The sequence below is a fragment of the Duffyella gerundensis genome (genome assembly GCF_001517405.1).
In the GTDB taxonomy this organism is placed as follows: Bacteria; Pseudomonadota; Gammaproteobacteria; order Enterobacterales; family Enterobacteriaceae; genus Duffyella; species Duffyella gerundensis.
The window spans coordinates 1809986-1828840 of record NZ_LN907827.1; the positions used below are offsets into that span (position 1 = coordinate 1809986).

The window sequence follows — 18855 nt, forward strand, 5'->3', positions numbered from 1 at the left end:
ATGTGAAGGATAATTTATGTTAAGTATTAAAGATTTACAGGTTAGCGTTGAAGACAAGGAAATCCTGCGTGGTTTGAACCTGGAAGTGAAGCCAGGCGAAGTGCACGCCATCATGGGGCCAAACGGCTCGGGTAAAAGTACCTTGTCTGCCACGCTGGCTGGCCGTGAAGATTATGAAGTCACCAGCGGATCGGTGGCGTTCAACGGCAAAGATCTGCTGGAACTTTCTCCGGAAGATCGCGCTGGCGAAGGCATCTTTATGGCGTTTCAGTACCCGGTTGAAATTCCCGGCGTCAGCAACCAGTTTTTCCTGCAAACCTCGGTTAACGCCGTGCGTAAATACCGTCAGCAGGGTGAACTGGATCGCTTTGACTTCCAGGACTTCATCGAAGAGAAGATCGACCTGCTGAAAATGCCTCAGGATTTGCTGACGCGCTCAGTAAACGTTGGCTTCTCCGGCGGTGAGAAAAAGCGTAACGATATTCTGCAGATGGCTGCCCTTGAGCCGCAGCTCTGTATTCTTGACGAGACTGACTCCGGCCTCGACATTGATGCCCTGAAAATCGTGGCTAACGGCGTGAACACGCTGCGCGACGGCAAGCGTTCATTCATCATTGTGACGCACTATCAGCGCATCCTGGATTACATCAAGCCAGATTTCGTGCACGTGCTCTATCAGGGCAAGATTGTGAAATCAGGCGATTTCTCGCTGGTTAAACAGTTGGAGGAGCAAGGCTATGGCTGGCTTACCGACGAAGAGTGAAACCGCGCTGCAACAGTGGCACCATCTGTTTGAATCGCGTGGCGACGCGCGCTCATTACAGGCTCAGGAGCACTGGCAGCAGCTGATGCGTGAAGGCTTGCCTACGCGCAAAAGCGAGCACTGGAAATATACGCCGCTGGATAACCTGCTCGGCCAGCAGTTCGTGCTGCCTGAGGTCGCTGAACTTGATGCGGCTCAGCTGCAGGCAATTTCGCTGCCGCTGGAAGCGGTGCGTCTGGTCTATCTGGACGGTGCGTTTCAGCCGTCGTTGAGCGACAGCGAATACGATCTGTTCGATATTCAGCTTTCTCAGGCGGCGCAGCGTCGTGCCTTGCCAGCGCCAGTTCAGCCTGAAGTGTTTCTGCACCTCACTGAAAGTCTGGCTGAACAGGTTACGTCGATTCGCGTTCCGCGTGGAACAACGCCTGCTCGTCCGCTTTACCTGCTGCATATCAGCAGCGGCGACGACAGCAAGTTGAACACCGTGCATTATCGCCATCATCTGCAGCTGGAAGAGGGCGCTGAAGCGCAGGTTATCGAGCATTACGTTACCCTGAATGGCAAAGCGCACTTTACCGGTTCACGACTGACCATGGCGGTAGGCGATAACGCCCGTCTGACGCACACCAAGCTGGCATTTGAAGATGCTGCCAGTTTCCACTTCGCGCATAACGATGTGGTTGCCGGCCGTGACGCACAGATCAACAGCCAGAGCTTCCTGTTGGGTGCGGGCCTGTCGCGTCATCACACCAGCGCGCAGCTGAACGGCGAAAATACCAACCTGCAGATTAATAGTCTGGTGCTGCCGGTGGGTAATGAAGTCTGCGATACCCGCACCTGGCTTGAGCACAACAAAGGCTATTGTCAGAGCCGTCAGCAGCACAAAGTGATTGTGCGCGACAAAGCGAAAGCGGTATTTAACGGCCTAATCAAAGTGGCGAAGCATGCACTGAAAACTGACGGACAGATGACCAACAACAACCTGTTGCTGGGACGTTTGTCTGAGGTCGATACCAAGCCGCAGCTGGAAATTTATGCTGACGACGTCAAGTGTAGCCACGGCGCGACCATTGGCCGTATCGACGATGAACAGATGTTTTACCTGCGCTCGCGCGGTATCGCTGAAGAAGCGGCCGAGCAGATGATTATCTACGCGTTTGCCGCCGAGCTAACCGAAGCGATTGCTGATGACGTGCTGAAAGCCAGCGTGATGCAGCGTATCGCAGACCGTTTTCCTGGAGGAGTGGCATGAGTTACGATCTGGCGCGCATCAGGGCAGAATTTCCGATTTTGTCCCGTGAAGTCAATGGTCAGCCGCTGGCTTATCTCGACAGTGCGGCCAGCGCGCAACGCCCTTTGGCGGTCATTGACGCCGAAAGTTATTTTTATCAGCACGGCTATGCGGCGGTTCACCGCGGCATTCATACGCTGAGTGCTGAAGCGACCACCGCGATGGAACATGTGCGCAGCCAGGCTGCGCGCTTCCTGAACGCCGGTTCTGCCGATGAAATCATCTTTGTTAAGGGCACCACGGAAGGCATCAATCTGGTTGCCAACTGCTGGGGCCTGAGCCAGCTGAAAGCGGGGGATAATGTCATTATCACCGCTATGGAACATCACGCCAACATCGTGCCGTGGCAGATGGTGGCGGAACGCACCGGCGCTGAAATTCGCGTGCTGCCGTTAACGGAAAATGGCGAACTGGACATCGATCGCCTCGATGGCCTGATCGACAGCCGTTCACGTCTGCTGGCCGTTACCCACGTTTCTAACGTGCTGGGCACGGTTAACCCGGTCAAGGCGCTGGTGGCGAAAGCCAAAGCGGCCGGACTGGTAACGCTGATTGATGGCGCACAGGCGGTAATGCATGACAAGGTTGACGTGCAGGATATCGACTGTGACTTCTACGTCTTCTCTGGTCACAAGCTGTATGGCCCTAACGGTATTGGTATTCTCTATGGCCGTCAGGCGCTGTTAGAGCAGATGCCACCCTGGATGGGCGGTGGGGCGATGATCGATACCGTGGTGCTACCCGTGGGCACCACTTACGGCAAATCGCCATGGCGTTTTGAAGCAGGCACGCCTAACACCGGCGGCATTATTGGTCTGGGTGCCGCCTTTGCCTGGATCGAGACGCTGGGCCTGCCCGCCATCAAGGCGCATGAACGCTCGCTGATGCGTTATGCACTCGACAAACTGGCGTCGGTGCCTGACCTGATTATCTACGGTCCAACCGAGCGTGCTGGTGTGATCGCGTTTAACCTCGGTAAGCATCACGCGTATGACGTTGGCAGCTTCCTGGATCAGTATGGCATTGCCATTCGTACCGGCCACCACTGCGCCATGCCACTGATGCAGCACTACGGCGTGCCGGCCATGTGTCGTGCCTCTTTCGCGCTCTACAACAGCGAAGAGGAAGCCGACCGTCTGGCTGCTGGTTTGACACGTATTCAACGTCTGCTCGGCTAACGGGCAGGCAAGGGAGGAAGGGATGGCAAATTTGCCGGACAGAGAAAGGCTGGTTCGCAACTTTAATCGGTGCGCTAACTGGGAAGAAAAATACCTTTATATGATTGAGTTAGGCGGTCGCTTACCAGAACTGTCTGATTCTTTGCGCCAGCCGGAGAATGCCATTTCCGGCTGTCAGAGCCAGGTATGGATCGTCATGGAGCCCCATGAGGATGGTACGCTGAGCTTGCTGGGTGACAGCGATGCTGCAATCGTTAAAGGCTTGATGGCTATCGTTTTTATTCTGTATGATCGGCTCACGCCGCAGGAGATTACCACCTTCGAACTGCGCCCGTGGTTTGAAGAACTGGCGTTGACTCAGCACCTGACGCCAACGCGTTCTCAGGGGCTGGAAGCGATGATCCGCGCTATTTTGAACAAGGCGCAGGCGCTCAGCTAGCTACACCTTCCTTGTGCACCTCGTTATGATAGGTAATGAGGTGTTTCACTAATGAAGAGTGTATCCATGAAATCTCTGTTTTGTCTTACAGGCATGCTGCTTAGCACGCTGTTCTGCACCATGCCTGTCGCTCAGGCAACTGAATATCCCCTTCCTCCTGCTAACAGCCGCCTGATTGGCGAAAATGTCACTACCGTTGTGCCCGATGATCATCATCCGCTGGAAGCCGTGGCGGCGAAATACAAGATTGGTTTGTTGGGTATGCTGGAGGCCAATCCTGGGGTCGATCCCTGGCTGCCAAAAGCGGGCACCCGCCTGATTGTTCCCACGCAAATGCTGTTACCAGATACCAAACGTGAAGGCATTGTGGTTAACCTGGCGGAGCTGCGTCTTTATTATTACCCTAAAGGCAGCAATACGGTGGTGGTATATCCCATTGGCATTGGCCAGTTGGGCGCCGCCACGCCAATCATGGTCACCAGCGTTAGCCAAAAAATCCCCAACCCCACCTGGACGCCTACCGTTAATATCCGCAAGCGTTATGCCAAAGAGGGCGTAACGCTGCCCGGCGTGGTGCCCGCGGGTCCGGACAATCCTATGGGTATGTTCGCTATGCGTCTGGCGCGCGGCACCGGGCAATACCTGATTCACGGCACCAATGCAGATTTCGGTATCGGCATGCGTGTCAGTTCAGGCTGCATCCGCCTGCGTCCCGAGGACATTGAGGCGCTGTTTAACAGCGTGCCTAAGGGTACAAGAGTGCAAATCATCAACGAGCCGGTAAAATTCGCTACAGAGCCGGATGGTAAGCGTTACGTTGAGGTGCATCAGCCGCTCTCTCATACGGAGAAGGACGATCCGCAGACCATGAAAATTGCGCTCTCTGCCGGGCTGAAGAAGTTCGCACACAGTAACGAAAGTGATACGGCGCTGTTTAAGCAGGCTCTGGCGCGTCGTTCAGGTATGCCGGTGCTGATTAACGACGGAGAGGCGATCGACGAGCACACGCCGTTACCGGCGATTCTGGCCGCACAAACGCCGGCACAACCGGAAAGTACAGAAGCTGGAAAGTAAATTGATGTGCTTTGCCAGGGAAGGCAAAGTGAGAAAGCAGGGCAGGAGGCTGAAAAAAAGATAAAAAAATGGCGCACAATGTGCGCCATTTCAAACCAGAACTCTTACTTACGGTAAGAGTGAGCCTGGTTGTCCAGACGCTGGTTAGCGCGAGCTGCGTCGTCTTTAGCAGCCTGAACGTCAGAACGCACTGCGTTCACGTCGTTGCTCAGCTGGTCAACTTTAGCGTTCAGAGTCTGAACGTCGGTAGACAGCTGATCAATTTTAGCATTGCTTGAACAGCCAGCCAGCAGAGTTGAACCCAGGATTACCGCGCCCAGTACCAGTTTAGTACGATTCATTATTAATACCCTCTAGATTAAGTTAATCTCCATGTAGCGTTACAAGTATTACACAAACTTTTTTGCAATGAGAATAAATTTTTGATGAGAACATGCTTAATTTCGCCTGTTCGGTCAAAGAAACAGCGTTCTGCAGCAAATCTATAAAAAATAGTGCGAAAACAGCAAGATTCTCATCGGAGTTAATCGTGAAAAAGTGGTAATAAAACAGATTTTATCGATTGGAAATTTCTCAGTTTTTGTATTAAGCGAGAAATTAAAAAAGCGCCCGCAGGCGCTTTTAATTAATAGTATTGTAATTAATTACAGTACATGTACGGACGCTGTATTTGTAGTACCGCTCGGTACTAATGCACCCGATACCATCACGACAACGTCGCCTTTCTGACCATAGCCGCTTTCCAGCGCCACTTCTTTGCCAATGCGATAAAAATCATCCGTTGAGGCGATTTCAGTTACCAGACGTGTCTCAATCCCTTTGCTCAGGATCAGCTGACGTGCAGTGGTTTCATTGGTGGTCAGCGCCAGAATGGTGGCGTGCGGGAAATATTTACGCACTGACTTGGCTGATTTACCGCCTTCGGTAGCCACAACAATCAATGGCGCCTCAAGCTTCTCTGCGGTTTCTACTGCGCCGCGGCAGACGGCTTCGGTGATGCGCATTTTGCGGTTGTCTGACTGCGAATCAATGCGCTGTTTCATCACGCGATCGGTACGCTCACAGATGGTGGCCATGATAGTCACCGATTCCAGCGGGTATTTGCCCTTGGCGCTTTCGCCAGAAAGCATAACCGCATCAGTGCCATCAAGAATGGCGTTCGCCACGTCGCCTGCTTCGGCGCGGGTTGGACGCGGGTTCTTGATCATGGAATCAAGCATCTGCGTTGCGGTGATAACGACCTTACGTGCCTTGTTGCACTTTTTGATCATCATCTTCTGGGCAAAGATCACCTCTTCAACCGGAATTTCAACGCCGAGATCGCCACGCGCTACCATGATGCCGTCAGAAGCATCAAGGATTTCGTCAAAGTTGTTCAGGCCTTCCTGGTTTTCGATTTTGGAGATGATCTGAATGTGCTCGCCACCGTGCTGCTTCAGGTGCTCACGGATTTCCAGTACGTCAGAGCGCTTGCGGATAAAGGATGCGGCAACAAAATCAACGCCTTGTTCACAACCAAAAATCAGGTCGCGCTTGTCTTTTTCCGCCAGGGCAGGCAGCTGAATTGACACGCCAGGCAGGTTAACGCCTTTGTTTTCGCCCAGATCGCCATTGTTCAGCACCTTACAAATCACGCTGTTTTCGGTGACTTCGGTCACTTCCATACCGATCAAGCCGTCATCTACCAGCACCGTGTTACCAATTTTCAGGTCAGCGGTGAAGCCAGAATAGGTCACAGCCACGCGCTCGCTGTTGCCAATGATTGACTGGTCAGTGGTGAAAGTAAACGTTTGACCCGCTTTCAGCGCAACGTCGTTGCCGCCTTCCAGCTTCATGGTACGGATTTCAGGGCCTTTGGTGTCGAGCAGAATGGCCGCCTGACGGCCCGTTTTTTCCAGCACGGCACGCATGTTGGTGATGCGCTGTCCGTGTTCGGCATAATCGCCATGGGAGAAGTTAAGGCGCATCACGTTCATACCTGCTTCAAGCAGGTTAGTGAGCATCTCTTCTGATTCAGTTTTCGGGCCGATAGTACATACGATTTTAGTCTTTTTCATGACAGTCATCTGTAAGTTGTGATGGATGATAAAGGTGTGGGTTCGATGGCATCGCCATCGTTGAGAATTGGTGCTTCAGCAGCAGAATGCGGTACAGACTAAGAATAGGTGACAGAGATAACGCGTGCAGGGGAAGTTGAGAACAACGCGGCGCATAGTGGCCAGGCGGTGTTGCGCAAACGGGACGTAATAGAGTTATTGGCACGTTACGCTGAAACCATTCAAGTGGACAACGGAATTCATTATAAGCGCTAAGTATACGAAAACCAATTAAAAAGGTTTAGCGAAGCAGAATGACCAGATGATTTCAGGGGGTTGCGCAACAAAAAAGGGGGAGAGAAAGTGGTGCGTTCTAATGGACTCGAACCATCGACCCCCACCATGTCAAGGTGGTGCTCTAACCAACTGAGCTAAGAACGCTTTCAGAAATTGGTGCGTCCGAGTGGACTCGAACCACCGACCCCCACCATGTCAAGGTGGTGCTCTAACCAACTGAGCTACGGACGCACTGTGGTGCGTTCTAATGGACTCGAACCATCGACCCCCACCATGTCAAGGTGGTGCTCTAACCAACTGAGCTAAGAACGCACTGAACTGTCTGGGAGACAGCGGGGACGAATATTAACGGCAGGCATCACGGCTGGCAAGGAAAAAGCGTGATTTTTATTACTGACTGAACATCTGTTGTTCGACACGCCCGAATTTTGGGCGTGTCTTCGTGAAATACGGCGAAAATCAGTGGGCTGCACGCGCGAGAATGTTCTCTGCAGACTGCTTCTGCAAACGAATAATTCGCCAGATCATCATAATTGCCGCCGACGTCAGGCCGATAATAAAGCCGCACCAGAATCCGGCAGGCCCCATGGGCGCGACGACGATATGGGTCAGCGCAAGAATGTATCCGCTGGGCAGGCCGAGGATCCAGTACGCCACAAAGGTAATATAAAAGATGGAGCGGGTATCTTTGTAGCCACGCAAAATGCCGCTGCCGATCACCTGAATCGAATCAGAGAACTGATACACCGCTGCCAGCAGCATCAGTTGCGCCGCCAGCGTCACCACTTCGGGATTGTCGTTATAAAGCAGGGCGATCTGATGGCGAAAAATCACGGTGAACAGGGCAGTGCAGGCCACCATCATCACGCCCACGCCCTGCGCGGTCCAGGCCGCTACGCGGGCATCTTCAGGCGATCCCTGGCCAAGACGATAGCCGACGCGAATCGTGGCGGCGACGCCCATCGACAGTGGCAGCACAAACATCAGCGAACTGAAGTTCAGTGCGATCTGGTGACCGGCCACCTGCACGATACCCATCGGTGATACCAGCAGGGCGACCACCGCAAACAGCGTCACTTCAAAGAACAGCGCCAAAGCAACCGGCAGGCCGAGAGAGGTCAGTCGCCAGATAATTTTCCAGTCGGGTGGCGAATAGAGCGTATTGAGACGCACGTCATGTAGAAAATGCGCGCGGCCAATCCACCATTTCATAATGATAAACATCACCCAATAAACCGACGCGGTGGCGACGCCGCAGCCGATACCGCCCAGCGCAGGCATGCCGAAGTGCCCGTAAATAAAGATGTAGTTCACCGGAATATTGACCATCAATCCGATAAAGCCCATCACCATGCCGGGTTTGGTTTTCGACAGGCCTTCGCACTGGTTGCGTGCTACCTGGAAAAACAGGTATCCCGGCGCCCCCCACAACAGCGCGTGCAGATAGCCGACCGCGATGTCAGCCAGCCGCGGATCGATGTTGTGCATAGCATGGATCGCGTAGCCGGCGTTCCATAACAGCAGCATGATAAGCAGCGAGACCAGCAAGGCGAGCCAGTACGCCTGGCGGACCTGAAGTGCGATGCGTTCGCGACGGCCTGAGCCGTTAAGCTGTGCCACGATTGGCGTCAGGGACAGCAGCAGGCCATGACCAAAAAGGATGGTCGGCAACCAGATTGAGGTGCCGATCGCCACGGCAGCCATGTCGGTGGCGCTCACGCCGCCTGCCATTACGGTGTCGACAAAACCCATCGCCGTCTGGGCGACCTGGGCAAGGATAACCGGAATGGCAAGGCCTAATAATTGACGCGCTTCTGTCCAGTACTTCTGCACGGGGTAAACCTTATTTTTAGAGGTGGGACGGCCAAAAAGAACGGTTTTGAGTAAACCAAAATAATCAGAATAATGAGTGGCATAGTTTAACGATTGGCGCGCATTTAGCCAATGCTGAATAACGGGTTATTACACGCATTACCATGGCGTTATTGCCATGGCAGGCCTTATTCTGGCAGCAGAATATGATAATATGAAAAAAAACCACGGAGGCGGAAGTATGTTTACCGGAATTGTTCAGGGCACAGCCAGGCTGCTTGCCGTTGACGAGAAAACGCAGTTTCGTACCCACGTGGTGCAGCTGCCAGCGGAGTTATTACCGGGTCTGGCGTTAGGCGCGTCTGTTGCACACAACGGCTGCTGTCTGACCGTAACCCATATTGAGGGCGATCGCGTCAGCTTCGACTTAATAAAAGAGACGCTGCGTTTAACCAATCTGGGTGAATTACAGCCGGGCGACGTGGTTAATATCGAGCGCGCGGCAAAATTTAGCGATGAAATAGGCGGCCATCTGATGTCCGGCCATATCATCACCACCGCAGAAATTTGCAAAATCATCAATTCAGAAAATAACCGTGAAATTTGGTTTCGCCCGCAGGACGCCGCGCAGATGAAATATATTCTGCACAAAGGCTATGTGGGTATTGATGGCATCAGCCTGACGGTAGGCGATGTCACGCCGACGCGCTTCTGTGTACATTTAATTCCGGAAACGCTGGCGCGTACTACGCTGGGGACCAAAAAACTGGGTCAGCGAGTGAATATCGAAATTGATCCGCAAACCCAGGCGATTGTCGATACCGTAGAGCGCGTGCTGGCACAGCGCGAAGGCGCGATTATGGCTGCTGCCAGTGGCGAATTTAAATAACGCCGATCTACAAAATAAAAAGGGCCGCTGATCGGCCTTTTTTATGCTCTTTTTCAGCGGGCTACGCGCAAACCGCCCTCAACCCCACGGCTGAATACCACCTGCCACAGCTGAATATCTCGCGCCCGAAACGCGCCGGCGCAGGCGTTCAAATAGTAGCTAAACATGCGCTTAAAACGTTCGCCATAAGCGGCTTCCAGCTGCGGCCACGCCTGCATAAAGCGTGTATGCCAGGCCATCAGCGTAGTGTCATAATCCGCACCAAAATTATGCCAGTCTTCCATGATGAAATGCGGTTCGCTGGCATCTGCAATATGCCGCACTGAGGGCAAGCAGCCATTAGGGAAGATATATTTATCTATCCAGGGATCGACATTCATATCGGTCTTTATGGCGCCGATGGTATGCAACAGAAAAATACCGTCAGGTTTTAAATTACGATCAACCACATCAAAATAGGTCGCGTAATTTTTCGGACCAACATGTTCAAACATACCTACCGACACAATACGATCAAATTGCTGATCCAGATCGCGATAATCCTGCAGCAGAATAGTGACCGGTAATTCGGCGCAGCGCTGCTGAGCCATTTTTTGCTGTTCAGCGGAGATCGTTACGCCTGTTACCTGCACGCCATAATAACGCGCGGCGAATTCCGCCAGTCCGCCCCAGCCGCAGCCAATATCCAACAGGGTCATACCAGGTTCCAGACCAAGCTTATCGCAAATAAGCGTTAACTTTGCGCGTTGTGCCTCTTCCAGCGTGTCGGCTTTATGCCAGTAACCGCAGGAATATTGCATGTGGGAATCGAGCATGAGCGAAAAAAGATCATTTCCTAAATCGTAATGTTCTTTACCGACAATCCAGGCGCGTTTTTTCGATTGTAGATTTTTCAGACGAGCAGCAGCAATACGCAGAGTATCTTTAAAATGGTGTGGCAACTTCTGATCCAGTTTGCCCTTTAATACGCGATGAAAAAACATATCCAGCCGCGCGCATTCCCACCAGCCATCCATATAACTTTCGCCGAGACCCAGCGATCCATCCTGTAACACCCGTTTAAAAAAATCGGGATGCTTAACCTGAATGTCCCACGGATGCGGCCCATTCACTTCGATACCGACGCCAGCCAGCATTTCATGTGCAATACGATACCAGTGATTCTCTTCCAGATTTACGTCTTCGATGCATGATGAACTCATAGCTTCTCCATCACCCGTATGATCAAAACTTGAGAAAAAGAATAGTCAATTTCTTTTCGTGTTGTGAGAGCACGCACGGAATTTCCATGCCCCTCGACATCGGCTTTTAACAGAGGTTTGAAAACAAAGAAAAAAATAAAACGTGTTGCGAACGCAGCACTGAAAAAAAATTTACAGCCGTAACGGCGCATATTGCTAGCCGTTATGTTACTGATTTTAGATAAAATAATGCCCCGAATGAGTATATGCTCACCCAGGGCAATATTCAATGCATTATTGTTAGCGTGCTAACTTTGTGGCCAATCAGGATTCAGCTAACACCTGCGCAGGACGTTCCGCTGAACGCTGCCACCAGTAACCCGCAGCCGCCAGAAAAACGGTGCTGAGCATGGCGATGCTGGTGGTCAACAGCGGATGCGTCAGCCATTGCGAAACCGCCATGCTGGCGACAAAGCAGAGGCCTAACTGAAGCATATTCTGCAGCGCTGCCGCTTTACCGGTAGCGTGCGGAAAAGGGGATAACGCACTCGCTACCACAATCGGATAAATTGCGCCGTTGGCCATCGCCATACCACAGAAGGGGATCAGCAGCATGGTGAGCGAAGGATTACCGCTCATCGCCACCATAAACAGGGCAATGATACTGACGCCGTAAAGCACAATCAGCCAGGGCAGCAGACGATCGCCGGTGGTGCGATTTAACGCGGCGCGACAGCTGTAACCGCCTACCAGAAACGCGATGGTTTGAGGAATATAACTCAGGCCGATATCACCAGGCGTCAGGCCCATATCGTGCAAAATAAACGGCGAACCGGTTAGCCAGGCAAAAAAGCTGGCCGAGCAGGCGGCATAAATCAGTACGTTACCGCTGTAGATAGCAGAACGCAGCAGCGTGGCAAAACCAGGCTGCGCCGTGTTGGGCTTGACGCTGCGATCTTTGCTTTTCAGCAGTGAAGTCGGAATCAGCAGCAGCAGGCCAATCGCCATCAGGGCGAGGAAAATCGCGCGCCATGAAAAATGCGACAGCAGCCACGCACCCAGCAAAGGCGCCAGCGCGGGCGACAGCGCCACCAGCGGCATAATGGTGGCGAACACCTTGTTAGACTTATGGGCTGGATACGTATCAACCACCAGCGCCTGCCAGCTAACGGCAGCAGCACAGACGCCCACCGCTTGCAGGAAACGTAATATCAGCATCCAGTGGGTATCCTGCACCCACAGCATGCCGCCACAGCCAACGGCAAACAGTGCCAAACCAGCCAGCAGCACCGGCTTGCGGCCGATGCGATCGGAAAGCGGGCCCCAAATCAGCTGGGCAACGGCAAAACCGGCCAGAAAAATCGACAGGCTGGCGCTGATCACCCCAGCTTCAGTGGCAAAATCCTGCTGCATCAGCGAAAAAGCAGGCAGATACATGTCGGTGGCCAGAAAGCCGAGCATGCTTAATAACGCGAGGTAAGGTAAGAAAAAAATATTCCTGGTCATGGGACGCTCATCAAAATTATTGTCGGCGCAGTGTAAAAGCATGCACAGCGCGTTGTGAAACGGTAATATTTGCCTCTGGCTTTGAAATTTTTTGCAGGCAAACAATGTGGTCTGAACATGGGTTAGAAGTGATTGATGCTGTGGCACGTACTGGCAGCTTCAGCGCCGCGGCGGAAGAGCTGCACCGCGTGCCTTCCGCTATCAGTTATACCGTGCGCCAGCTTGAGCGCTGGCTGGCTGTACCGCTGTTCGAACGGCGTCACCGCGACGTAATTTTAACCGCTGCCGGGGAACATTTTGTCGTCGAAGGCCGTTCTGTTATCAAAAAAATGCTTGCCACCCGACGTCAGTGTCAGCAGGTAGCCAACGGCTGGCGCGGCCAGTTGAGCATCGCCGTTGATTGTATTGTTAAGCCGCCACGCACCCGGCAACTGGTGTTGGATTTCTATCGGCATTTCCCGGATATGGAACTGTTAATCAGCATGGAGGTGTTCAACGGCGTCTGGGATGCGCTGGCTGACGGGCGGGTAGACGTGGCCATCGGTGCCACGCAGGCGATCCCGGTGGGTGGGCGCTTTGCCTTCCGCGATATGGGAACCGTTAACTGGCGTTGCGTGGTGGAAAAATCACATCCGCTGGCCAGCATCACGGGTGTGGTCAGCGATGATGCCCTGCGTGAGTGGCCGTCGCTGGTGATGGAAGATACGTCACGTGCCCTGACGCGTCGCACCACCTGGACGCTGGATAATCAGCGTCGACTGGTGGTGCCTGACTGGCAAAGCGGCGTGGAGTGTCTACTGGCGGGATTGTGCGTCGGCATGATACCGGCGCACATTGCTGCGCCGCTGGAGCGGGACGGCACCTTACAGGCGCTGCAGCTGGCCAGCGAGTTCCCGGGCAGCCCCTGCTGTGTCAGTTGGTCTGAACAACAGAGTTCCCCTGCGCTAAGCTGGTTGCTCGATTACCTTGGCGATCCGGCCACGCTGAACCAGGAGTGGCTGCAGGAAAGCCATTAACGACGATAGTCGAGGAAAGGGCCGTCGGCGACTGAACGACGTTCAATCAGCGTCGGTTGCACCTCAATGGTTTGCTGCTGCTCGCGTTTGCTGAGAATGCGCTCCAGCAGCATATCCAGCGCGGTAACGCCCAGCTGCTCTTTTGGCTGATGTACGGTGGTCAGGGCAGGCGTAAAATAGCGCGCATTGCGCACGTTATCATAGCCGATCACTGAAATATCCTGCGGCACGCGCAAACCCATCTCATCCGCGGCACAAATTGCGCCCATCGCCATGATATCGCCACCGCAGAACACAGCAGTTGGCCGCTGTTTTTGTGACAGGATCTGCTGCATCGCCTTGTAGCCCGACTCTGGTTCGAAGTCACCCTGGACGATCCACTCATCGCGCACGGCGATGTTGGCCTCATTTAACGCCTTGAGGAATCCCGCATGGCGACCGCCGCCAGTGTTACGTTCCAGCTGGCCAGGAATCGCACCGATATCGCGATGGCCGCGATCGATCAGATAGCGGCCCGCCAGATAACCACCGTGGAAGGCATTATCAAGTACGGTGTCGGTGAAATCGCCACGCGACTCGCTCCAGTCCATCACCACCATTGGAATATTGCGGTTCTCTTCCAGCATTTTAAGCAGGTCATCAGGATATTCAGAGCACATCACCAGCAGGCCATCGACGCGCTTTTGCGCCATCATCGACAGGTAGGCGCGCTGTTTTTGCAGGTCATTGTGGGCGTTGCCCAGAATCAATGTATATCCGCGATCAAAGCAGCGGTTTTCTACCGCCTCTATAATTTCGGCGAAATAGGGCGCTTCGCTTGAGGTAGCCAGCAGGCCGATCGACTTGGTGTGATTGACCTTAAGGCTACGGGCAACGGCACTCGGTGAGTAGTGCAACGTTTTGATTGCTGCCCATACCGCTTCGCGCGTCTCTTCAGCGACAAAGCGTGTTTTGTTGATGACGTGCGACACGGTGGTGGTTGAAACACCGGCCAGTTTTGCCACGTCTTTGATTGTTGCCATGGAAGTGCTACTCCTGCGCTTATCGCAAAGGGTTGATAAGCATAATGTTAAACGTTTGCGTCTGCGGAATGTAATGCGGCGCAACCGGCCTTAATTGCCGAAATAAACGCCAAAAATAGGGGGGTGACGTCGTTAAAAGCGCTAACAGCAGACAGGTCGCGTAATGTTGCGCAACGCGAAGGGCGAATTCTAGCAAGGCTGCTGCAAGAAAACGAGATGTTTACCCAGCGAGCAAGATAAATCTTACGATAAAAAGAGACCACGAGGATAACCATGAGCACTGATTTAAAAATGGCATTGTTGACTACCGCCGGCGCGCTGGCGGTAATCATTGCATTTAGCGTGACGGCAATTCTGCACTGACGCCGACAAAAAAGGCCGCATCAACGCGGCCTTTTTTTGTTGCGCAACAGCAGGTGTCAACGAATATTTTTCGGCGTCATCACGCGACGTGCGCCAACGTAATGGCGCTGCCAGTAATCTTCTCCCAGCGCTGTAATCTGAATATCTTTTCCGGTCCGTGGCGACTGAATGAATTTGCCATCGCCCAGATACACGCCAACATGGTCAGCAGCGCCGCGGTTGTTAATGCGGAAGAACACCAGATCGCCTTTTTGCAGCGATTCGCGGTCGATCTGAGCGGCATCACGCAAATGAAACATCTCGTTGGCGGTGCGCGGAATCTTATACTTAACCAGATCTTTATAGGCATACCATACCAGGCCGCTACAGTCGAAGCCGGTGTGCGGTGAGGCACCGCCCCACTGATAAGGTTTGCCCAGCTGACCCATCAGCTTATTCATCGCCGTTTCACGGGCTTTCTGATAGCGCGCGCGGTGTGCCTTGCTCATTTTCAATGGCGCCAGTTTTGCCGCGGCGGTTTCCGTCTCAGCGGCATCTGACTGGCGATGACGGCCGTAGCGTTTCAGTGAGCGAAGGGTAGTGCGGGATTTCGGGGTTTGCAGCGAAGCAGTTTGAACCTTGGTGCGTTTTTTAAGCTTTAATTTCTGTACGGCGGTGAGGCGTGACTTTTTCGTTGTGGTTTTTACCGCGCGCTTTTTGCGTCGGTCGTCATCGCGTGCCAGTTTCTTTTCTGCCTTGTGATGGGTGGCGTTGACGGGTGCCTGCGGCGACGCTTCAGCCACATTCATCATCAACTGGGCAAACGCCAGCACAAAAAGCGTAATTAATAGACGCATGAGTCGGTTACAGGTATAGGGCCCAATGAACAGCGTGAGCGAATAAATAGCATTAATCTGACCCGGCGGTCAGACCCGAGCAGCAATTCTAATCGAACTTTTTCACAAAAGGTAAGGTCTTTTTCCATTATTAATTCCAGCAGGCAAAAACGCATTGAAAATAAACAATTTCAGTCGGTTATCGCAGCACATTATTACGAATTATTAATTGATTAACAGTGTGCAATGATAAGAAAATGTTATTTACCGGCTATAATCGTTGTCGCCTTACGGCGCCCGTTCAATCGCGGCTGAAAAGTCGTTTCGGCGGCAGGCGAGAATCGCTACAATAAATAGACACGAAGTCATGAATTAAGGAAGGCAAAAATGAGTACTGTTGAAAAAATTCAGCGCCAGATCGCAGAAAACCCGATCCTGCTGTACATGAAGGGTTCGCCAAAACTGCCAAGCTGTGGTTTTTCTGCTCAGGCCGTGCAGGCGCTTTCTGCCTGTGGTGAGCGCTTCGCCTTTGTGGATATTTTACAAAATCCTGATATCCGCGCTGAGCTGCCAAAGTACGCCAACTGGCCAACCTTCCCACAGCTGTGGGTTGACGGCGAGCTGGTCGGCGGCTGCGACATCATTATTGAGATGTTCCAGCGTGGCGAGCTGCAGCCGCTGATTAAAGAGGCGGCTGAAAAGCACAAAGAAGCAGAATAAAAAAAGGGGCGCGATGCCCCTTTTTCCTGCCAGTTTACGCCTGCTCGTCTTGCTCGTCTTGCTCGTCCTGCGATTCTGCGGCAGCCATCGGTAATGGCCAGCCTCCCAGACGTTTCCAGCGATTCACCAACTCACAAAACAGCGCGGCGGTTTGTTCCGTATCGTACAGCGCAGAGTGCGCCTGCGTGCTGTCAAAATCGATCTGCGCCGCAATACAGGCTTTTGCCAGCACGGTTTGTCCGAGCACCAGCCCGCTCAGCGCCGCAGTATCAAAGGTCACAAAAGGGTGAAAGGGGTTACGCTTCATGTTGCAGCGTGCTGACGCCGCCATCACAAAGTTCAGATCAAAGGTCGCATTATGCGCCACCATCACCGCCCGATTGCACTCGTGCTCTTTCATACCCTTACGGATCATTTTAAAGATGGCATGCAGCGCGTCATATTCGCTGACCGCGCCACGTAGCGGGTTTGCCGGATCGATGCCATTAAATGCCAGTGCTTCGGGCTGCAGCACCGAGCCTTCAAAAGGCTCAACGTGAAAATGCAGGGTTTCGTCAGCGTGCAGCCAGCCGGCATCGTCCATTTTTAAGGTCACTGCGGCGATTTCCAGCAGGGCGTTGGTTTTCGAATCAAAACCGGCGGTTTCGACATCAATAACCACGGGATAAAACCCCCGGAAGCGCTGTGACAGGGCATTTAGGTGATTCGATTCAGACATCAGGATCTCATTGAAGGGAAAATGCAGCGCGTATTATGGCAAAAAAGTGCGGGGCTTGCAGCAGGAAGGAAGAAGCGGGGCAGCGACGTGCCCCGAAAATAATCAGCTGCCCAGACCGGCGCCAGCGTGTTTGTTCTCAATCAGTTCAATCTTGTAGCCATCGGGATCTTCTACAAAGGCAATAATCGTGCTGCCGCCTTTGACCGGACCCGGCTCGCGCGTCACTTTCGCGCCCGCTTCACGAATGCGATCGCAGGTTGCTACGATGTCATCCACGCCCAGCGCAATGTGGCCGTAAGCATCACCGAGGTTGTAGCTCTCAACGCCCCAGTTATAGGTCAGCTCCAGCACCGCACCTTCGCTCTCATCGGTGTAACCCACAAAAGCCAGATCGTATTTATATTCGGTGTTTTTGCTTTCACGCAGCAGACGCATGCCGAGAACGCGGGTGTAAAAATCGAGTGAACGCTGCATATCGCCAACGCGAAGCATAGTATGAAGTAAACGCATAAAGTCCTCTTGGTGTCGGGTCATCATCCGATGACGTTAATTCCAGTATAGTGCCGAACAATGCGGCCAGAAACCTGGCCGCCCTGCACTATAGCGCAGGATAATCGGTATAGCCTTTCGCATCGCCACCGTAAAAGGTTTCCGGCTGCGGCTCATTGAGCGGCGCATTCTGACGCAGACGCTCAACTAAATCAGGATTGGCGATGTAATCGCGGCCAAACGCCACGGCGTCAATCAGGCCCTGAGCAATCAGCGACTCTGCTTTTTCAGCGGTATAGGCACCGGCGCCGATAATCACGCCAGGATAGGCCGCGCGTACCGCTTTACGGAAGGCATCGCTGTAAGGTTTGCCACCGGCCCAGTCAGGCTCGGAAATATGCAGATAGGCAAGATTGCGTTTGGCCAGCTGCTCAATATAGTAAATCGCGGCCTGCTCTTGATCTTCACCGTTGTCGAGGCCGTTAAATGGACCGAGTGGTGAAATACGGATACCGATGCGATCGGCTGCCCAGCCTTCAATCGCGGCATCGACCACTTCCAGCGCGAAACGCGTACGATTTTCAACGCTACCGCCATATTCATCGTCACGCTGGTTAGACGCCGGTGACAGGAACTGGTGGATTAAATAGCCGTGGGCAGAATGCAGCTCCAGCAGATCAAAGTCCGCTTCACGGGCATTGACCGCTGCCTGACGGAAATCTGCAACCGCTTGTTGAATCTCGGCCAGGCTCATGGCGCGTGGCGTTGAGGTCTCTTCGCGGATGGTTTTTCCCTGCTCGTCACGCAACGAGGTGCGTGTATTAGCGGAGATAGCAGAAGGAGCCAGTGGCGCGCGCTGGTGGGGTTGCAGCGACGCATGCGAAATTCGGCCGGTGTGCCACAGTTGAACCGCGCTGTGGCCCTGGGCGTCATGAATGCCTGCGTTAATCGCCTTCCATGCCGAAATCTGCTCTGCCGTATGCAGACCTGGCGCACCGGCGTAACCTTTTGCCTCAAACGAGATTTGTGTGGCTTCGGTAATGATCAGACCGGCGCTGGCGCGTTGACGGTAATATTCGCCCATCAGCGGCGTAGGCACGTCGCCCGGCTCAATGCTGCGCAGACGCGTCAGTGGTGCCATAAAAATGCGGTTAGGTACGGTAATCGCACCCACGGTAAGTGGGGTAAACAGCGTGGATAATGACATTCATTGCTCCCTGGAGTAGACCGGTCGTCTCGACCGATC

The 18855-nt window shown here is 53.3% G+C and carries 19 protein-coding genes and 3 tRNA genes; 9 read left to right on the forward strand and 13 right to left on the reverse strand.

Annotation, left to right across the window (positions count from 1 at the left end):
- Nucleotides 1-16 precede the first annotated feature (16 nt).
- The 5 genes from sufC to EM595_RS08400 all read left to right on the forward strand — a co-directional run bounded on the left by sufC (nucleotide 17) and on the right by EM595_RS08400 (nucleotide 4745).
- Nucleotides 17-763 carry a Fe-S cluster assembly ATPase SufC gene (gene sufC, locus EM595_RS08380; protein ID WP_067430293.1) on the forward strand — a complete coding sequence of 249 codons (747 nt, stop codon included), beginning with the start codon at nucleotides 17-19 and terminating at the stop codon, nucleotides 761-763.
- Nucleotides 738-2015 carry a Fe-S cluster assembly protein SufD gene (gene sufD / locus EM595_RS08385; protein ID WP_067430296.1) on the forward strand — a complete coding sequence of 426 codons (1278 nt, stop codon included), beginning with the start codon at nucleotides 738-740 and terminating at the stop codon, nucleotides 2013-2015. The genes sufC and sufD overlap by 26 nt, the downstream gene beginning before the upstream one ends.
- Nucleotides 2012-3232 carry a cysteine desulfurase SufS gene (sufS, locus tag EM595_RS08390; protein WP_067430299.1) on the forward strand — a complete coding sequence of 407 codons (1221 nt, stop codon included), beginning with the start codon at nucleotides 2012-2014 and terminating at the stop codon, nucleotides 3230-3232. Before sufD ends, sufS begins: the two co-directional genes overlap by 4 nt.
- A 22-nt stretch (nucleotides 3233-3254) precedes the next feature.
- Nucleotides 3255-3671 (forward strand): cysteine desulfuration protein SufE, encoded by a 417-nt coding sequence (gene sufE, locus EM595_RS08395; protein ID WP_067430302.1) that lies wholly within the window; start codon nucleotides 3255-3257, stop codon nucleotides 3669-3671.
- Between the two features lie 66 nt (nucleotides 3672-3737).
- Complete coding sequence (locus tag EM595_RS08400; RefSeq protein ID WP_067430305.1) at nucleotides 3738-4745, forward strand: L,D-transpeptidase family protein; 1008 nt, start codon at nucleotides 3738-3740, stop codon at nucleotides 4743-4745.
- 104 nt (nucleotides 4746-4849) lie between these two features.
- Here EM595_RS08400 and EM595_RS08405 read toward each other — a convergent pair whose 3' ends face one another.
- The 6 genes from EM595_RS08405 to EM595_RS08430 all read right to left on the reverse strand — a co-directional run bounded on the left by EM595_RS08405 (nucleotide 4850) and on the right by EM595_RS08430 (nucleotide 8911).
- Nucleotides 4850-5086: a major outer membrane lipoprotein gene (locus EM595_RS08405; RefSeq protein WP_052898670.1), complete on the reverse strand. Its 237-nt coding sequence runs from the start codon at nucleotides 5084-5086 to the stop codon at nucleotides 4850-4852.
- Between the two features lie 303 nt (nucleotides 5087-5389).
- Entirely contained in the window at nucleotides 5390-6802 is a 1413-nt protein-coding gene (pykF, locus tag EM595_RS08410; protein ID WP_067430308.1) for a pyruvate kinase PykF, read from the reverse strand.
- Nucleotides 6803-7145: 343 nt separating this feature from the next.
- Nucleotides 7146-7222, reverse strand: a tRNA-Val gene (locus EM595_RS08415).
- A gap of 10 nt (nucleotides 7223-7232) precedes the next feature.
- Nucleotides 7233-7309, reverse strand: a tRNA-Val gene (locus tag EM595_RS08420).
- 4 nt (nucleotides 7310-7313) lie between these two features.
- Nucleotides 7314-7390 (reverse strand) — tRNA-Val (locus EM595_RS08425).
- Between the two features lie 147 nt (nucleotides 7391-7537).
- Nucleotides 7538-8911 carry an MATE family efflux transporter gene (locus tag EM595_RS08430; RefSeq protein WP_067430311.1) on the reverse strand — a complete coding sequence of 458 codons (1374 nt, stop codon included), beginning with the start codon at nucleotides 8909-8911 and terminating at the stop codon, nucleotides 7538-7540.
- A 220-nt stretch (nucleotides 8912-9131) separates the two neighbouring features.
- Between EM595_RS08430 and EM595_RS08435 the strand changes: the two genes are divergently transcribed.
- Nucleotides 9132-9779, forward strand: coding sequence for a riboflavin synthase (locus tag EM595_RS08435; protein ID WP_067435299.1), 648 nt, complete (start codon nucleotides 9132-9134; stop codon nucleotides 9777-9779).
- Nucleotides 9780-9832: 53 nt separating this feature from the next.
- Here EM595_RS08435 and cfa read toward each other — a convergent pair whose 3' ends face one another.
- Together cfa and punC are read right to left on the reverse strand one after the other, a co-directional pair.
- Nucleotides 9833-10981 carry a cyclopropane fatty acyl phospholipid synthase gene (cfa, locus tag EM595_RS08440; RefSeq protein ID WP_067430314.1) on the reverse strand — a complete coding sequence of 383 codons (1149 nt, stop codon included), beginning with the start codon at nucleotides 10979-10981 and terminating at the stop codon, nucleotides 9833-9835.
- A gap of 303 nt (nucleotides 10982-11284) precedes the next feature.
- Nucleotides 11285-12466, reverse strand: coding sequence for a purine nucleoside transporter PunC (gene punC, locus EM595_RS08450; protein WP_067435302.1), 1182 nt, complete (start codon nucleotides 12464-12466; stop codon nucleotides 11285-11287).
- A 104-nt stretch (nucleotides 12467-12570) separates the two neighbouring features.
- Here punC and punR point away from each other — a divergent pair, with 104 nt between their 5' ends.
- Nucleotides 12571-13482: a DNA-binding transcriptional activator PunR gene (gene punR / locus EM595_RS08455; RefSeq protein ID WP_067430320.1), complete on the forward strand. Its 912-nt coding sequence runs from the start codon at nucleotides 12571-12573 to the stop codon at nucleotides 13480-13482.
- On the opposite strand, the gene purR is transcribed toward punR, so the two are convergent.
- Nucleotides 13479-14504, reverse strand: coding sequence for an HTH-type transcriptional repressor PurR (purR, locus tag EM595_RS08460; RefSeq protein WP_067430323.1), 1026 nt, complete (start codon nucleotides 14502-14504; stop codon nucleotides 13479-13481). The two genes, punR and purR, sit on opposite strands and share 4 nt — an antisense overlap.
- 273 nt (nucleotides 14505-14777) lie before the next feature.
- On the opposite strand from purR, the gene cydH reads away from it, so the two are divergent.
- Nucleotides 14778-14867 (forward strand): cytochrome bd-I oxidase subunit CydH, encoded by a 90-nt coding sequence (gene cydH, locus EM595_RS21060; protein ID WP_157883858.1) that lies wholly within the window; start codon nucleotides 14778-14780, stop codon nucleotides 14865-14867.
- A gap of 56 nt (nucleotides 14868-14923) precedes the next feature.
- Here the strand turns inward: cydH and EM595_RS08465 are convergent, their stop codons facing one another.
- Nucleotides 14924-15703 carry a C40 family peptidase gene (locus EM595_RS08465; protein WP_067430326.1) on the reverse strand — a complete coding sequence of 260 codons (780 nt, stop codon included), beginning with the start codon at nucleotides 15701-15703 and terminating at the stop codon, nucleotides 14924-14926.
- A 366-nt stretch (nucleotides 15704-16069) separates the two neighbouring features.
- Here EM595_RS08465 and EM595_RS08470 point away from each other — a divergent pair, with 366 nt between their 5' ends.
- Complete coding sequence (locus EM595_RS08470) at nucleotides 16070-16402, forward strand: Grx4 family monothiol glutaredoxin (RefSeq protein ID WP_067430329.1); 333 nt, start codon at nucleotides 16070-16072, stop codon at nucleotides 16400-16402.
- 34 nt (nucleotides 16403-16436) lie between these two features.
- Here the strand turns inward: EM595_RS08470 and rnt are convergent, their stop codons facing one another.
- From rnt to nemA, 3 genes are all read right to left on the reverse strand, one after another.
- Nucleotides 16437-17120, reverse strand: a complete 684-nt coding sequence (rnt, locus tag EM595_RS08475; protein ID WP_067430332.1) for a ribonuclease T — start codon at nucleotides 17118-17120, stop codon at nucleotides 16437-16439.
- A 102-nt stretch (nucleotides 17121-17222) separates the two neighbouring features.
- Nucleotides 17223-17630 carry a lactoylglutathione lyase gene (gene gloA, locus EM595_RS08480; protein WP_067430335.1) on the reverse strand — a complete coding sequence of 136 codons (408 nt, stop codon included), beginning with the start codon at nucleotides 17628-17630 and terminating at the stop codon, nucleotides 17223-17225.
- Between the two features lie 88 nt (nucleotides 17631-17718).
- Nucleotides 17719-18816, reverse strand: coding sequence for an alkene reductase (gene nemA, locus EM595_RS08485; protein ID WP_067430338.1), 1098 nt, complete (start codon nucleotides 18814-18816; stop codon nucleotides 17719-17721).
- Nucleotides 18817-18855 lie beyond the last annotated feature (39 nt).

Bases quoted from the DNA above. Each gene is read 5' to 3' on its own strand.
- sufC (WP_067430293.1), top strand. From the start codon at position 17: ATGTTAAGTATTAAAGATTTACAGGTTAGCGTTGAAGACAAGGAAATC.
- sufD (WP_067430296.1), top strand. From the start codon at position 738: ATGGCTGGCTTACCGACGAAGAGTGAAACCGCGCTGCAACAGTGGCAC.
- sufS (WP_067430299.1), top strand. From the start codon at position 2,012: ATGAGTTACGATCTGGCGCGCATCAGGGCAGAATTTCCGATTTTGTCC.
- sufE (WP_067430302.1), top strand. From the start codon at position 3,255: ATGGCAAATTTGCCGGACAGAGAAAGGCTGGTTCGCAACTTTAATCGG.
- EM595_RS08400 (WP_067430305.1), top strand. From the start codon at position 3,738: ATGAAATCTCTGTTTTGTCTTACAGGCATGCTGCTTAGCACGCTGTTC.
- EM595_RS08405 (WP_052898670.1), bottom strand. From the start codon at position 5,086: ATGAATCGTACTAAACTGGTACTGGGCGCGGTAATCCTGGGTTCAACT.
- pykF (WP_067430308.1), bottom strand. From the start codon at position 6,802: ATGAAAAAGACTAAAATCGTATGTACTATCGGCCCGAAAACTGAATCA.
- EM595_RS08435 (WP_067435299.1), top strand. From the start codon at position 9,132: ATGTTTACCGGAATTGTTCAGGGCACAGCCAGGCTGCTTGCCGTTGAC.
- cfa (WP_067430314.1), bottom strand. From the start codon at position 10,981: ATGAGTTCATCATGCATCGAAGACGTAAATCTGGAAGAGAATCACTGG.
- punC (WP_067435302.1), bottom strand. From the start codon at position 12,466: ATGACCAGGAATATTTTTTTCTTACCTTACCTCGCGTTATTAAGCATG.
- punR (WP_067430320.1), top strand. From the start codon at position 12,571: ATGTGGTCTGAACATGGGTTAGAAGTGATTGATGCTGTGGCACGTACT.
- purR (WP_067430323.1), bottom strand. From the start codon at position 14,504: ATGGCAACAATCAAAGACGTGGCAAAACTGGCCGGTGTTTCAACCACC.
- cydH (WP_157883858.1), top strand. From the start codon at position 14,778: ATGAGCACTGATTTAAAAATGGCATTGTTGACTACCGCCGGCGCGCTG.
- EM595_RS08465 (WP_067430326.1), bottom strand. From the start codon at position 15,703: ATGCGTCTATTAATTACGCTTTTTGTGCTGGCGTTTGCCCAGTTGATG.
- EM595_RS08470 (WP_067430329.1), top strand. From the start codon at position 16,070: ATGAGTACTGTTGAAAAAATTCAGCGCCAGATCGCAGAAAACCCGATC.
- rnt (WP_067430332.1), bottom strand. From the start codon at position 17,120: ATGTCTGAATCGAATCACCTAAATGCCCTGTCACAGCGCTTCCGGGGG.
- gloA (WP_067430335.1), bottom strand. From the start codon at position 17,630: ATGCGTTTACTTCATACTATGCTTCGCGTTGGCGATATGCAGCGTTCA.
- nemA (WP_067430338.1), bottom strand. From the start codon at position 18,816: ATGTCATTATCCACGCTGTTTACCCCACTTACCGTGGGTGCGATTACC.